The organism is Flavivirga amylovorans (genome assembly GCF_030540875.1).
Taxonomy (GTDB): domain Bacteria; phylum Bacteroidota; class Bacteroidia; order Flavobacteriales; family Flavobacteriaceae; genus Flavivirga; species Flavivirga amylovorans.
Window position 1 is genome coordinate 338,218 of sequence record NZ_JAUOEM010000005.1, and the last position, 14,503, is coordinate 352,720.

The window sequence follows — 14,503 nt, forward strand, 5'->3', positions numbered from 1 at the left end:
TTTAAAAGTTAAAAAATGAAAAAGTTAATATCAAAATTAAGAAAAGAAAAAGGACAATTAAAGGCATACTCTATGTCAGAGATTCTTATCGTACTCTGTATTATAGGTATTTTAATCTATCTAGTAGTTCCTAATCAAACATCTGTAGTTACTAGTGCTAAATCTATTGAAGCGCAAAATATGTTGAGTATGATACATGGTTTGCAAAAAAGCCATTTTTATCGTCACTCTAAATACACAGCAGATTTTAATGAATTAGGGTTTGAAGAATCTTTAACTATAGATAAAGGAGGACAAGCAGTCTATAAAATAGAAGTCATAGAAGCTTCATTAAACAGTTTTAAAGCTACAGCAACAGCGTTACAAGATTTTGATGGTGATGGAGTTTTTAATACTTGGGAAATAGATCAAGACCGTAAATTAAAAGAAATTGTAAAAGATTAATATGCTACTTAATTTAGGATACATTTTATTAATAATAGCGCTGCTTCTTGTTCTGTATTTTGATATGAAAAAGCGAATGATACATATTATTTTACCTATACTTATTTTTTGTTTTTCTATGTTAATTAATTATGTGTCAACTAATTTGAAATTAATCGATACTATATATAATATAGGTTTTTTACTTATTAACATATTGGGTGTTATACTTTATTTTTCATTAAAAACAAAGGCATTAATTAATCCAATAGATCGTTTTATCGGCTTAGGAGATATTGTTTTTTTTATAGCTATAACACCACTTTTTAAACTAGAAACATTCATTCCATTTTTTATAATAGGCTTATTGTTCTCATTGCTGTTATATGTGATAGTTTTATTATTTAAAAAGATGAAAACCATTCCACTTGCAGGCTATTTATCATTATACCTTGTTATTAATATACTTATAAAGAATGTGTTTAATATTAATATGTCTATTTAATGGAAACAGCAAAAATTGATCACATAGATTTATCCGTTAGCTTACAACAAGCTATTAGTTCTGAGATGGCAAATCATTTTTTAATAATTCCAAAATCTATTTCCGAAACGGAATGTATATTTTTTATTGACCAAACACAAGAATTAGAATTACATAGCATTAAAGAAGAACTTAGGTTACTTTTTAATAAGCAGATAAACTTAGAAACTGTTGAAACTTCCGTAATTAAAAAAGCCCTTTCCGTTTACTATAGGATGAATGATTCTCAGCCTAAATTGGTTTCTTATGGTAATGATTTTTTAGAAGATCTAATTTTTGAAGCAAAACATATTAATGCTAGTGATATCCATATAGAAATATATGAAGAAGACGTAAGGGTTAGACTGCGAATAGATGGTCAATTAATTGAGAAAAACAATATCAAGAAAGAGAGTTATTTAGAGCTAATTAATCAAATTAAAATTAAATCGAATTTAGATATTACAGAAAAAAGATTACCACAAGATGGAAGAATTGAATATGATGATTTTGACATAAGAGTTTCTATTTTACCAACTCATCATGGTGAAAAAGTGGTTATGCGTATATTAGGAAGAGATGCCTCCCATTTAGATATCTATCAATTAGGATTCGAAACACATGATTTACCACTTTATCTGGAAGCTGTAAAAAAGACTAATGGTATTATTTTAATTAGTGGACCAACGGGCTCTGGAAAGACGACCACTTTATATGGAACTTTAAAGCACCTTAATACTATAAATACGAATATTGTTACTGTTGAAGACCCTATAGAATATACATTGAAAGGTATAAACCAAGTACAATTAAAAGAAAATATCGGATTAACCTTTACATCTGCATTACGATCTTTTCTAAGACAAGACCCGGATATTATTATGTTAGGAGAGATTAGAGATGGGCAAACTGCTCAAATGGCAATTAGAGCATCTTTAACGGGACACTTAGTGCTATCTACAATTCATACTAATTCAGCAATAGGAACCATTTCTAGATTGGTAGATATGGGCGTTCCATCTTTTTTAATTGCAGAAACAATTAACATATCTGTGGCACAAAGATTAATAAGAACGCTGTGTAAAACATGTAAGAAAGCACAAGAATTTAATGATGATGATTTGCCATTGTCTTATACGCCAAAAACTAAACTAAATAAGCATTATGTCGCTGTTGGGTGTCATGATTGCTATCATACAGGATATAAAGGTCGGAGAGCTATTTATGAAATATTGCCTATTACTCATGATGTGATAGAAGCTATAAAGAAAAATACATTGGAACAGTCTAATATTATGAAAAATAGAAAACTCTCTGATAAAGCTTTTGATTTATTTTCAAAAGGAATCACATCGCTAGATGAAATATATCCAATACTTATCAATTAAACTATGTCATACAGAACTGTAATTGTACTTATATCTTGTATTATTTTTAATGTGAGTTTTTCGCAAACTAATATTAAAATATTTACTGAAGAATTAGAAGCACTATCAAAAACAAAGAAAGGGTTACAAGATAATGTCAGAATAGATTTAAGTGGTTTAACACTATATGATTTTATTAATGCCCTGGCTGAAGAGCATCAATTAAATGTTAGCGTAGATTCAAATTTAAACCAACTTGTAACAAGTAACTTTTATGATGTTAATATAAAAGATGTCTTCTTGTTTTTAATTAAAAAACATCAACTGGAAGTCGATGTTGCAAATAATATTTTGATTTTTAATAAAAAGCCAGAAGCAATTGTTATTAAAAAGCCCGAACCATTAAAACCTATAGATGTTACATATAACGAACAAAATAGATTTTTATCAGTCAAACTAAAAAACGATTCATTACCAAGGGTCGCTCAAGCAATTACGGATGCTTCCAAAAAAAATATTGTATTAGCTCCAGATATAAAAGACCAAAAAGTGTCTGCATATATTCTAAACAGACCAATAGATGAAGTGTTAGAAATGATGGCAAAATCAAATAGTTTGGTTTTAACCATAGATGAAAACGAAAACTATTATCTTGAAAAGGCCACAATAATAGCACAAACCCCTCAAAAAACAGCTACATCACGTTCTAAAGGAAGAACGCGATCAACAAACAATAACTCAACAAACCAAATTGATTCAGGTGCTTTTGAAGTTAAAACGAATGCCCAAGGGTTTTTAGAAATTAAAGCCTTTGAAGCTGATGCTACAGAAATGATTAAAGAAGCAGCCGAAAAATTAAATATTAATTTCTTCATGTACAATACACCTCAAGGAGTTATAACAACTTTGGTAGCTAATAATATTACGTTTGATAATCTATTAGATCACCTTTTTAAAGGAGAAAACTACACTTATAAAAAATTGGATGATTTATATTTAATAGGAGAGCATGCGACAGAAGGACTTAGAATGACAGAATTAGTACAGCTAGAAAATAGAACTATAGAAACAGTTTTAACAACATTACCTACAGCAGTTACCCAAACACTGGAAATTAAAGAATTTGTTGAGCTTAATGGTTTTGTAGTTTCTGGGTCAAAAAATCAGATTCAAGAGTTTAAGGATTACATATATGAAATTGATCGCGTTGTGCCAGTCATTCAGATAGAGGTTATTATTGCACAATATCAGAAATCCTATGAAGTACAAACAGGAATACAGGCTGGGATTAATAATGAACCAGGGGCTACATCCGGAATTCTTTTTCCAACAAGTGATGTAAGCCTTAATTCCACATCTGTAAATAGTTTAATTGATGCATTTAATGGCTTGGGTATTGTAAACCTTGGTAAGGTAACCGAAAAATTTTATTTAAATTTAAAAGCCTTAGAGAATAACTCGCTTATTAAGTTATCGTCTACCCCTAAACTAGTAACGCTCAATGGTCATGAGGCCACATCTTCTATAGGAGAAACTAATTACTATTTTGAGCAAAATAACAGATTAATTAATTCTGGAGTAAATAATAATATTCTTCAATCTGGTACGTGGAAATCCACCGAAGCAAATTTGAGTATTAACATTAAACCTTTTGTGTCAAAAGATGAAAATGTAACGCTCACTATTTCTGTGGAGAAAAGCTCTTTCCTTGGTAGGGCAGGGGAGAACGCACCTCCAGGGAAATCTACTCAAAAATTTGAATCGATGATTAGTGTTAAAAATAATGAGATGATTCTTTTAGGAGGTCTGGATGAATTAGAAAATGAAAACTCAGGAACAGGAACACCTTTACTATCAAGAATTCCCGTAATTAAATGGCTGTTTAGTGGAAGAAAGAAAAGAAAAGAAAAATCAAAGCTTCATATTTTTATTAAACCTACTGTTACCTACTAAAATGTTACTAAAATGTTACTAAAAAAACTAACAAACATATTAGACGATAATAAAAAATACTATGCATTAAGTATATCTAATGTTAATGGAGTATTGGAGTATTATTTAATTACGTTACTATTTAAAGACAATGAATTAAAGGTTGAAGGTAGGTTTAAGTCTAAGGATATTGATGATACTTTTAAAACACATATAAATAAAAACTATCCGGTTATTTTACATATTGAAGGAGATAGTATTATAAATAAACATGTAGAAAATAAAGCCGGATATAGAAAAAAAATAATATTTAAATCAAATCTTGACGACTTTTACTTTTATGAATATAAACAGGAAGAAACGGTATTTGTATCAGTAGCAAGAAAAGAACTTATTGATGCGTTTATAAAAGAGATAAACATATTAAATGTTTTTGTGGTTCACCTTTCTTATGGTCCGTTTGTAATGGCGAATTTACTTTCTGTTATTAAAGACTATTCTAGTATTTCATCTGTTAATTATGCTATCGAAATAAAAGAAAATAAAATTCTATCTTTTAAAAACAAAAGCAATTCTAAAAATCAATACACAATTAATGGAGATACTTTTAACGAGTACGAAATACCATTAATTGGAGCCTTTTTTAGTTATAAGTTTCCTAATAATATTATTGACTTTGATACCGATTTTTTGAGTCATAATACAAGCGAATTCAAGTATAAAAAATGGTTTAAAATAGCATGTGTTTTTTCTCTTTTCTTTTTTTTAGTAACACTTTTTTCAAGTCACTTACTGTATAATTCTTATATAAATACTTTAGTTGAAAAAGAATCCGTTTATGCGTTGTCCCAACAAACAGCTATAGAACTTAATGAACTTAGGGAAGAAAAAAAGCTAAAAGAAAAAATACTGCAAACAACTAATATTAGTAACAAAAGTTTTATCACAAGATATGTAGCAGATATTGGGAATTCTACACTTCCAGAAATAACATTGAAAAAAATTCACGTCATACCTAAGTTAAAAAAAATTGAGCATGGCAAGAAGATAGATTTCCATTTTAATGTTATAAGTATAGCAGGAAATGTTACAAATGATGAGGTTTTTAACCGTTGGGTCAAACAAATTAAGACGTTAGAATGGATTGAAAAATTAGATATTGTTGCATACTCACAAGAAAGTAAAATAATGAACGAATTTATTCTAAAAATAGAAATTTAAAGTGTTTGATAACCTAACATATAAGCGAAAATTTTTCTTAGTCATTATTGGTTTTGTGTTGCTTTTTATGGCATCGTATAAAAAAACATTTAAGGATATGTTGGCAGCTAAAAAAGAACTCAATCTTGTAGAGCAAAAACTTGCAAATACGGATAAATCATTTAATAATTTATATGTTTTAAAAGATGATATTAAGACTTTAGATAAATTGATTGGTGGGCGTTCTTTAAATCCCATAAATGTTCAACAAAAAATACTTGATTTTATCTCTAAAACAGATTTAACAATAAATATAGTGTCTATTGAAGATGTACATATATCTAGAGGTGAAGAATTTTTAATTTATTCTAATCAAATTGAGCTTGAAGGGACTTATGAAGCACTGATTAAATTACTTTATGAAACAGAAAAAAACTTTAAAGATTCTCGTGTAGTAAGTACAGAATTTTATTCAAAAAAAAATTACAGGACTAATAAAGAAACCCTTTTTTTAAAAATAATATTACAGAATTATGAAAAAGCTAAATAATATAACCTTACTATTAATTTTACTTTTTATATCATTTGCTTGTGATGATATTTTAGAAGATGATATTACTGACGATATTGTGCAAATTATATCTCCAAGAGAAGGCGTAACAATAGAAGGCAATACAGCTCAGTTTTTGTGGCAAACCATTGAAGGTGCCGATAGTTATAGAGTCCAAATAATAGGAGACAATCAAAGGCAAGAAGTAGATTCTTTAGTAACGGTGGCAAACTTCACTTATAATTTAGACCCAGGAAATTATCAATGGCGTGTAAAAGCCGAAAACTTTGCATATGAAACCGATTATACGTTTCCTGTAAATTTTGAGATGCGTCCTTCAGATGATTTGTCGAATCAAAGTGTCGTACTTCAAACACCAACAGAAAACTTATATACCAATAACAAAAATATCATTTTTACCTGGAAAAGTTTAAGTAATGCTGATACATATACATTTGTATTGGCAAAAAAAACTAGTGGAGAACAAACCGTTTTAGAAGAACCAGATATCAATAAAATAAGTTTCAATATTGATCCAGATAAAATTGATGAAGATGCCGAATATATATGGAAAGTAAAAGCCTTTAATACAACATCTAATACATCTACACCTTTTTCAGAACATATTCTTTTTATAGATACAGTAGTACCAAATCAACCAACATTATCTGAACCATTAGATGAAGCTAAAATATCGCCTTCTTCTGTTACCTTTAATTGGATAAATGGAGCAGATTCAGGAACTATTAAATCGACAATAACGAATACTTTAGAAATTTCTTCAGACTCTAATTTTAATACTGTGATTCATTCAGCTAAAACAACAAACAATTCAGCAATATATGAATTCACTACACCTAATACTTATTATTGGCGTGTAAAAGCTATAGATGCAGCTAAAAATGAAAGTGATTATAGTATCGTTAGATCTGTTGTTGTTGAAAATTAAATAAGTATCATTTTGAAAAAAAAATATTTAAATGGTGTTTTAATAGTATTACTCATAATTATTTGGGGAGCAGTAGTATATAAATATTTTGGAAAGTCTAATGCTTCAAAGAAAAATAGAGACAATAATATATCAAACATAAGTAGTCAACCCAAATACAATGTAACAAAAGATACCTTTTTACTGGAAATAATAAATAAATCACCCTTTAAAGCATCAAAAAGAATTAAAAAACCAGTACAAGCAACTAAAGTTAAAGCTTCAACTCAAAAGCCTATTCTTAAACATATAAAAAAAGTAAATACAGTTTGGCCAGATATAAGTTATCATGGTTTTGTTAAAGGAAATCATAAAACGACACGACTAGTTTTATTAAAAATAGACAAAAAACTTTACAGAAAACGAGAAAATGAAACCGTGGGTGATCTAACCTTAGTAAAAGCATATAACGATTCTTTAATAGTATCATTCAATAATATAAAAAAAACAATAACGAAAATCCATGACTAATTTTAATCGCCTTACCCTGTCAAATACTATTTTAATAGTAATTATCATTATAATAACTTTAATTAATTTTTCACAATTCAACAATCAAAAAGACATTGTTTATATAGATAACATTAAACTTTTTAATGGGTTTAATATGACTAAAGATATTAAGGTTGTTGAAGATGCAAAAATTCGTAAAAAAGGAAAAGAGTTAGATAGTTTATATGCCATTTTCCAGACTATAAAAGATAAAGAAAATAATAACTTTAAAAGTTTGCAACAACAAATTGCTTATAAGAGCAAAGCTTTTCAAGAGTTACAAGATAATTACTCTCATAATTTAAGTGAAAATGTTTGGAACAGACTTAATAATTATATAAAAGAATACGCAGAAACTAATAACTTAAAAATTATTTTAGGAACCAGTGGTAATGGTAATGTGATGTTTGCTCAGGAATCAATAGACATTACAAATCAGATTTTAGAATATTCGAATATTAAATATGAAGGCAATAATTAAGGGTTAGCCTTAAACATATCAAGGAAATCCCTTACCTGTTTTTTTGAAGCTTTATATAGTTTTAAGGAATAATTAATTCAGGGTTTTTATGATATTTTTTAAAAGGTGTTTTCCCTCAATATCTTTTGTTTTAATGTTTGTGTTCGGATTGTTGGTTTCATGCAACAAGTCTTCAAAATATAGAGATCTCCCCGAATATAAATTTTTTAATTTACAGCAACAAGGTTGGAAATCTAAGCGCGTCACACAATTTGTTAGCGATATAAATTATACGGCTACAGAAGTCCCTATTCAATACTATCTTCTTAAAGATAATCAAGCAGATTATGCTAAAGTAGATTCACTTTATCAGGTAAATAGTAAAGAACGTATCATCGAAGTTGAGTTTCAACATACTAGTGAGGCAGATTTACTACTAAAAGACCATACAAATAAAACTTACAAAGATGCTGTAAAATACATAGCATTTACTATCGAAAAAGATTTTACTGTAATAACATCTTCTAACGACACCATACCATGCTCTGGTGTGAATTTTGAGCGTAATTTTAAAGTAGCACCTTTTAAGCGCGTCTTACTATACTTCAATGATATCCCGCCCAACGATCATATTAAACTAATCTATCAGGACCAACTATTCGGTAATGGAATCATAAAATTCAATTTAACAGATTCACCTTTAAAAGTTTAAAATTATGAAGTCAATTATAAAACTGATTATCTTATTTGTTTGTAGTATTATATTTGCTCAAAACGATTCTGCTTACCAAGCCATATTGGATGAAGCCACAGCACAAGGATATACCTTGCCCAGTGCAGCAGATCAAACCATACAAAATCAAATAATTGTTAGTGCAAAAGCCAGTGGTATATGGGCTACCTCCGATCTCATATTGTATTTTAAAGGAAGTGGCGATAAAAATTTCAAACTTATTAACTGGAAGAACCCTACAGGAGCTAAAGCTACAGAAGAAAGTTTTGGAGGTTCTCTTACATGGTCTTTATCAGGAGTTAAAGGGGATGGGTTAGATTTGATTGATACTCATTTTAACCCATCTGTAGGAGGTATAAATTATACTCAAAATGATGCAGGGTTTTATGCGAAGGTTTCACAAGCGTATACTAATGAATTTACTGTATCTAGTGGATCAAATATTAGTTTGTCCACTACACTTCAAAGACCAGAAATAAATTCAGATGCCACTATAGCTCCAGTTTTTACATTTCCTGGAACTGGTTTGCTAGGAGTTTCAAGAAATAATGCTACCTCTTATATCGTTTCAGTTGGAACAGTTTTAACTACATTAACACACGCTTCAGGAAATATTGGAAGTGAGACTATTGGTGTTTTAGGGAATATTAGCACGACTGTAACCAATCCTTATACCAGATTTGATGGTGAAGTTGCCTATGTTATTATAGGAGCAGATATGTCCGGTAAATTATCAGATATAGAAATAGCTTTTGATACAACATCTGCTGATACCCAATCCCCTACAGCACCGACATTATCTAGTACAGTACAAACCGACACTACAGTAGATTTAAGCTGGACAGCAGCTACAGATAATATAGCGGTTACAGGGTATAAAGTATATAAAGACGCTGTATTAGAAAGTACTTTAGGCAATGTTTTAAGCTATCAAGTTACTGGTCTTACAGCTGCAACCACCTATAACTTTACAGTAACTACTTTAGATGCAGCAGGTAATGAAAGTGTGGTTAGCAATACACTAAATATTACTACAGATGTTTCTTCAGGAAATAGCCCTGTCCAAGTATCATCAAAAATAGGATTAAGTACAGAAGATTCAGAAGAAAGACTAACAGATGGTTTTATAACTATTACAAGTAATGACCTTGATTTTATTGATAATACTGCTGTAGGATTATATTTTAAAGCTTTAAATATTCCACAAGGAGCTACTATACAAAATGCATATATTCAATTTACCGCAGATGAGATAAGGACAGGAATATCAACTCTTAATATTGCTGCGGAAGCTTCCAATAACCCTCAGATTTGGTCTTCGAGCTCTGGAGATATATCAAGTAGATTAAAGACAAATACTATTGTACAGTGGTCTCCCCCAGATTGGAATACTGTTAATGAAAGAGACACACCACAACAAACACCAGATTTATCGTCTATGCTACAAGAAATAGTTAATAGGAGTGGCTATTCTAGTACAGATGCAATTAATATAATCATTTCTCATATTTCTGGGTTAAGAAATGCAGTAAGCTATGATCAAGAACCCAATGATGCTCCAGAAATTTTTGTCACTTATACTGCTGGCTCTGCGTCTGATAACCAATCTCCAACAGCACCAACCCTATCTAGCACAACTCAAACAGATACCGCAGTAGATTTAAGTTGGACAGTAGCTACAGATAATATAGCAGTAACACAATATAAAATATATAAAGATGGGGTATTAGAAACTACATTAGGTAATGTGTTAACCTATCAAGTAACAGGGCTTACTGCTTCAACTGCATATAATTTTACAGTCACGGCTTTAGATGCAGCCGGTAATGAAAGTGTGGTTAGTAATATTTTGGCTATAACTACAAATGCAGCTTCAGGAGGAGGTTCTGGGAATTGGATTCTAAACAATCAAAATGTTTATTACAATACAGGTAATGTTGGTATTGGTACAACTACACCAGATGAAAAACTGGCTGTAAATGGAAATATTCATACAAAAGAAGTACGCGTAGATTTAACTGGTTGGAGTGATTTTGTTTTCGAAAAAGATTACAAATTACCTTCTTTAAAAGAGGTTGAAATACACATCAAAGAAAAAGGGCATTTAAAAGATATACCATCTGCAAAAAATGTAGAAGAAAACGGTATTCTATTAGGAGATATGAATGCGAAGCTCCTTCAGAAAATAGAAGAATTAACCCTTTACATTTTGCAACAAGAAAATCGTATAAAAAAAATAGAAAAGTTATTAAATAAAAGTAAATAACCATTATTTATGAAATCAACTATAAAATTAATCATCTTATTTATTTGTAATATTTCGTTTGCTCAAATGAATCTTTTAGATAGCTCTACATGGACAGTAGGAACGGGTTCTGTATCTGGATTTTCACATTATGGAGCTGTTGCTGAAAATATAAGAGAAATAGGTGTAAATCCATACGGGACATCCGGAGTTTTATGGAAAGTTATGCCAGATAGTGATACTTCATCAAGTTATAATGGTGGTTGGGAAACCGATTATATTAACATTGATCATACAAAAACATATCGCTTCACTACTTGGATGAAAAAAACAAACTCAAATGATGGGTCTATTTACTTTGCGTTCTTTTGTCGTGATAATAACGATAATGCTGCAGGTTTAAAATTAGATGGCATTGTGAATAGTGCTCCTTATCCTTTTTCTGCTGACCTTCCTTTATTGGATCAATGGTATCTCATGGTTGGATACGTTCATGAAAGTAACTATTCAACTCAGACTAGTATCGGAGGTGTATATGACCTTAATGGAATTAAACAAGTAGATATTTTAGATTTTAAGTTTTCAAATACGGCAACTCGTTTTATACAACGAAATTATTTAAGAATTAGTAACAACATAAATGATGAACTATTCTTATATAATCCAACTATGTACGAAGTGAATGGGCAGGAACCAACGATTCAGGAGCTTATTGATGGACCAGACACCCAAGTTCCAACAACCTCAACACTATCAAGCGCAGCTCAAACAGATACAACAGTAGATTTAAGTTGGACGACAGCCACAGATAATATAGCTGTTACAGGCTACAGAGTATATAAAGATGGCGTATTAGAAACAACTCTAGGAAATGTGTTAATCTATCAAGTAACGGGACTTACAGCTTCAACTGCATATAATTTTACAGTAACCGCTTTAGATGCTGCTGGTAATGAAAGTATATTAAGTAATCCAATAAATATTACAACCAATGTTGCTTCAGGAGGTGGTTCAGGTAATTGGACGTTAAACAATCAAAATGTGTATTACAATACAGGTAATGTAGGTATAGGAACTTCAACACCAGATGAAAAACTAGCTGTAAACGGAAACATTCACACCAAAGAAGTACGCGTAGATTTAATTGGTTGGAGCGATTTTGTTTTCGAAAAAAATTACAAGTTACCCTCTTTAAAAGAAGTTGAGCAACATATTAAAGAAAAAGGACATTTAAAAGATATTCCTTCAGCAAAAAAAGTAAAAGAGCATGGGATTCTATTAGGAGATATGAATGCTAAACTCTTACAGAAAATAGAAGAATTAACTCTTTATATTTTACAACAACAACGAGAAATAAATAAAAAGGATGTCGATATTTTTAATCTTGAAAAACACTTAAAGACTCAAGAAAACCGAATTAAAAAAATAGAAAAATTATTAAATAAAAATTGATAAGACATTATATGAAATCACTTATAAAGTTAGTCTTTTTACTTGTTTGTAGTATTACATCTGCCCAAACAAATCTTTTAGATACTTCTACTTGGACAATAGGCACGGGTTCTGCACCAGGTTTTAATAGAACCGGGACAGATGGAGAAAACATTAGGGAAATGGGTATAGGTCCTCATGGCACATCAGTGCTTTTATGGAAAACAATTCCTGAAGCTACTGGAAATTCTGGTGCAGGGGGATGGAGTACAGATCTTATAAATATAGATCCAACTAAAACATATCGCTTTACAGTTTGGTTAAAAAAAACGAACTCATTTGATGGAAACACCCCTTTTCGAGCAAGAGCGTTAGATGCTTCAGATAACTTAGTCGTTAATAATCTTAATGGAAGCCCTCATGTAAACCCTTATTTTGGAGGGGCAGATGTTCCTACTCTCGACCAGTGGTACTTGTTGGTGGGTTTTATGCATCATGATTCTTATACAAATACAGTTAGCATTGGTGGCCTTTATAATGGAGCAACAGGAAATAAAGACCAAGATGCAACCGATTATAAGTTTCAATCTACGGCTACTAAAATATATCAGTCAATTTGGCTTTCTAGTAATAATAATGCTAACGATTCTCAATTTTATTATGCCCCAACGATGTACGAAGTCAATGGGCAGGAGCCAACAATTCAGGAGCTTATTGATGGTCCTGACACTCAAGTACCAACCGCACCAACCTTATCTAGTACAACTCAAACAGATACAACAGTAGATTTAAGTTGGACAGCGGCAACTGATGATACAGCAGTTACAGAATATAAAGTCTATAAAGATGGTATATTAGAAACTACATTAGGTAATGTGCTAACCTATCAAATAACAGGGCTTACAGCCGCGACTGGTTATAATTTTACAGTGACTGCTTTAGATGCTGCAAGCAATGAAAGTGTAGCTAGTAATACTTTGGTTATTACTACAAATGCTTCTATTCAAGGAATATCTTTACCTTTTCGGGTTAATGCAGGTGGTTTAGAAACCACTTACAGTGGTAACACTTTCCTTTTGGATCAATATTTCACTGGCGGAAATACCTCAGAATATCTTGCAGTTCCTGAAGTATACAATAATGAGCGGTGGGGGGATTTTTCTTATGATGTCCCTGTAGAAAATGGTAACTATGATGTTATTTTACATTTTATTGAAGCTCATTTTAACGCTGTAAATCTGCGAGTTTTTGATGTGAAAATGGAAGGTGTTCTAGTATTGGATAACTATGACATCTATCAGGAAAATGGTGAAAACCAACCTGCCACTAAATTATTTAATAATGTGGAGGTAAATGATGGAATTCTTAATTTGGAATTTTCAACAAATGGCACTGGTGGTGAAGTAGACACTGCAAAACTTTCAGGGTTTGAAATATTAAATTCTAATACAGACACTCAAATTCCTACAACTTCTACACTTTCAAGTACAGGACAAACAGATACAACAGTAGATTTAAGTTGGACAGCAGCCACAGATAATGTAGCCGTTACAGGATACAAAGTATATAAAGAAGGCGTATTAGAAACTACTTTAGGCAATGTATTAATCTACCAAGTAACAGGTCTCACAGGATCAACTGCATACAACTTTACAGTGACTGCTTTAGACGCTGTAGGCAATGAAAGTGTGGATAGCAATATCTTGGCTATTACTACGAATGCAGCTTCAGGAGGAGGTTCTGGTAATTGGACCCTAAACAATCAAGATGTATACTACAACTTAGGCAATGTAGGTATTGGCACAACAATTCCAGACTCTAAACTTACCGTAAAAGGAAGCATTCACAGCGAAGAAGTAAAAATAGATTTATCAGTTCCTGCTCCCGATTATGTCTTTGAAACAGATTATAATTTAACACCATTAGAAAAACTCCGAAATTATATTAAAACTTATAAGCATTTACCAAATATACCAACAGCCAAAGAGATGGAAGCTAACGGTGTTGAATTAGGTATTATGAATATGAAACTTTTGGAAAAAATAGAAGAACTGACTTTATACATTTTACAACAGCAAAAAGTATTAAATGAGCAAGTTCAAAAAAATGAAATGCAGGAAAAGAGATTAACAGAATTAGAAAAATTAACAAAGGGATAA

General features: G+C 30.9%; 13 protein-coding genes. 12 read left to right on the plus strand and 1 reads right to left on the minus strand.

Going from position 1 to position 14,503, the window contains the following annotated elements:
- Positions 1-15: 15 nt before the first annotated feature.
- Complete coding sequence (locus Q4Q39_RS15755) at positions 16-444, plus strand: type IV pilin protein (protein ID WP_303283518.1); 429 nt, start codon at positions 16-18, stop codon at positions 442-444.
- A 210-nt stretch (positions 445-654) separates the two neighbouring features.
- Here Q4Q39_RS15755 and Q4Q39_RS15760 read toward each other — a convergent pair whose 3' ends face one another.
- The gene (locus Q4Q39_RS15760) at positions 655-846 is read right to left on the minus strand and encodes a hypothetical protein (RefSeq protein ID WP_303283519.1); all 192 of its coding nucleotides are present in this window, start codon (positions 844-846) and stop codon (positions 655-657) included.
- Positions 847-927: 81 nt separating this feature from the next.
- Between Q4Q39_RS15760 and Q4Q39_RS15765 the strand changes: the two genes are divergently transcribed.
- The 11 genes from Q4Q39_RS15765 (at position 928) to Q4Q39_RS15815 (ending at position 14,503) form a co-directional block, all read left to right on the plus strand.
- Positions 928-2,334 carry a GspE/PulE family protein gene (locus Q4Q39_RS15765; RefSeq protein WP_303283520.1) on the plus strand — a complete coding sequence of 469 codons (1,407 nt, stop codon included), beginning with the start codon at positions 928-930 and terminating at the stop codon, positions 2,332-2,334.
- A 3-nt stretch (positions 2,335-2,337) separates the two neighbouring features.
- Positions 2,338-4,266, plus strand: coding sequence for a type II secretion system protein GspD (locus Q4Q39_RS15770; RefSeq protein WP_303283521.1), 1,929 nt, complete (start codon positions 2,338-2,340; stop codon positions 4,264-4,266).
- Positions 4,267-4,278: 12 nt separating this feature from the next.
- Entirely contained in the window at positions 4,279-5,466 is a 1,188-nt protein-coding gene (locus tag Q4Q39_RS15775; RefSeq protein WP_303283522.1) for a hypothetical protein, read from the plus strand.
- 1 nt (position 5,467) lies between these two features.
- On the plus strand, positions 5,468-5,995 hold the full coding sequence (locus tag Q4Q39_RS15780) for a hypothetical protein (RefSeq protein ID WP_303283523.1): 528 nt from the start codon (positions 5,468-5,470) through the stop codon (positions 5,993-5,995).
- Positions 5,979-6,944: a fibronectin type III domain-containing protein gene (locus Q4Q39_RS15785; protein WP_303283524.1), complete on the plus strand. Its 966-nt coding sequence runs from the start codon at positions 5,979-5,981 to the stop codon at positions 6,942-6,944. The genes Q4Q39_RS15780 and Q4Q39_RS15785 overlap by 17 nt, the downstream gene beginning before the upstream one ends.
- 12 nt (positions 6,945-6,956) lie before the next feature.
- A complete protein-coding gene (locus tag Q4Q39_RS15790) occupies positions 6,957-7,454 on the plus strand; it encodes a hypothetical protein (RefSeq protein ID WP_303283525.1) in 498 nt (165 codons plus the stop codon).
- Positions 7,447-7,956, plus strand: coding sequence for an OmpH/Skp family outer membrane protein (locus Q4Q39_RS15795; protein ID WP_303283526.1), 510 nt, complete (start codon positions 7,447-7,449; stop codon positions 7,954-7,956). The genes Q4Q39_RS15790 and Q4Q39_RS15795 overlap by 8 nt, the downstream gene beginning before the upstream one ends.
- 88 nt (positions 7,957-8,044) lie before the next feature.
- Entirely contained in the window at positions 8,045-8,647 is a 603-nt protein-coding gene (locus tag Q4Q39_RS15800) for a hypothetical protein (RefSeq protein ID WP_303283527.1), read from the plus strand.
- A 4-nt stretch (positions 8,648-8,651) separates the two neighbouring features.
- On the plus strand, positions 8,652-10,934 hold the full coding sequence (locus Q4Q39_RS15805) for a fibronectin type III domain-containing protein (RefSeq protein WP_303283528.1): 2,283 nt from the start codon (positions 8,652-8,654) through the stop codon (positions 10,932-10,934).
- 9 nt (positions 10,935-10,943) lie between these two features.
- The gene (locus Q4Q39_RS15810; protein WP_303283529.1) at positions 10,944-12,365 is read left to right on the plus strand and encodes a fibronectin type III domain-containing protein; all 1,422 of its coding nucleotides are present in this window, start codon (positions 10,944-10,946) and stop codon (positions 12,363-12,365) included.
- 11 nt (positions 12,366-12,376) lie between these two features.
- Positions 12,377-14,503 carry a malectin domain-containing carbohydrate-binding protein gene (locus Q4Q39_RS15815; protein WP_303283530.1) on the plus strand — a complete coding sequence of 709 codons (2,127 nt, stop codon included), beginning with the start codon at positions 12,377-12,379 and terminating at the stop codon, positions 14,501-14,503.

Coding starts and splice junctions, on each gene's coding strand:
- Q4Q39_RS15795 (WP_303283526.1), top strand. CDS start 7,447: ATGACTAATTTTAATCGCCTTACCCTGTCAAATACTATTTTAATAGTA.
- Q4Q39_RS15805 (WP_303283528.1), top strand. CDS start 8,652: ATGAAGTCAATTATAAAACTGATTATCTTATTTGTTTGTAGTATTATA.
- Q4Q39_RS15755 (WP_303283518.1), top strand. CDS start 16: ATGAAAAAGTTAATATCAAAATTAAGAAAAGAAAAAGGACAATTAAAG.
- Q4Q39_RS15800 (WP_303283527.1), top strand. CDS start 8,045: ATGATATTTTTTAAAAGGTGTTTTCCCTCAATATCTTTTGTTTTAATG.
- Q4Q39_RS15810 (WP_303283529.1), top strand. CDS start 10,944: ATGAAATCAACTATAAAATTAATCATCTTATTTATTTGTAATATTTCG.
- Q4Q39_RS15815 (WP_303283530.1), top strand. CDS start 12,377: ATGAAATCACTTATAAAGTTAGTCTTTTTACTTGTTTGTAGTATTACA.
- Q4Q39_RS15770 (WP_303283521.1), top strand. CDS start 2,338: ATGTCATACAGAACTGTAATTGTACTTATATCTTGTATTATTTTTAAT.
- Q4Q39_RS15760 (WP_303283519.1), bottom strand. CDS start 846: ATGGTTTTCATCTTTTTAAATAATAAAACTATCACATATAACAGCAAT.
- Q4Q39_RS15785 (WP_303283524.1), top strand. CDS start 5,979: ATGAAAAAGCTAAATAATATAACCTTACTATTAATTTTACTTTTTATA.
- Q4Q39_RS15775 (WP_303283522.1), top strand. CDS start 4,279: ATGTTACTAAAAAAACTAACAAACATATTAGACGATAATAAAAAATAC.
- Q4Q39_RS15765 (WP_303283520.1), top strand. CDS start 928: ATGGAAACAGCAAAAATTGATCACATAGATTTATCCGTTAGCTTACAA.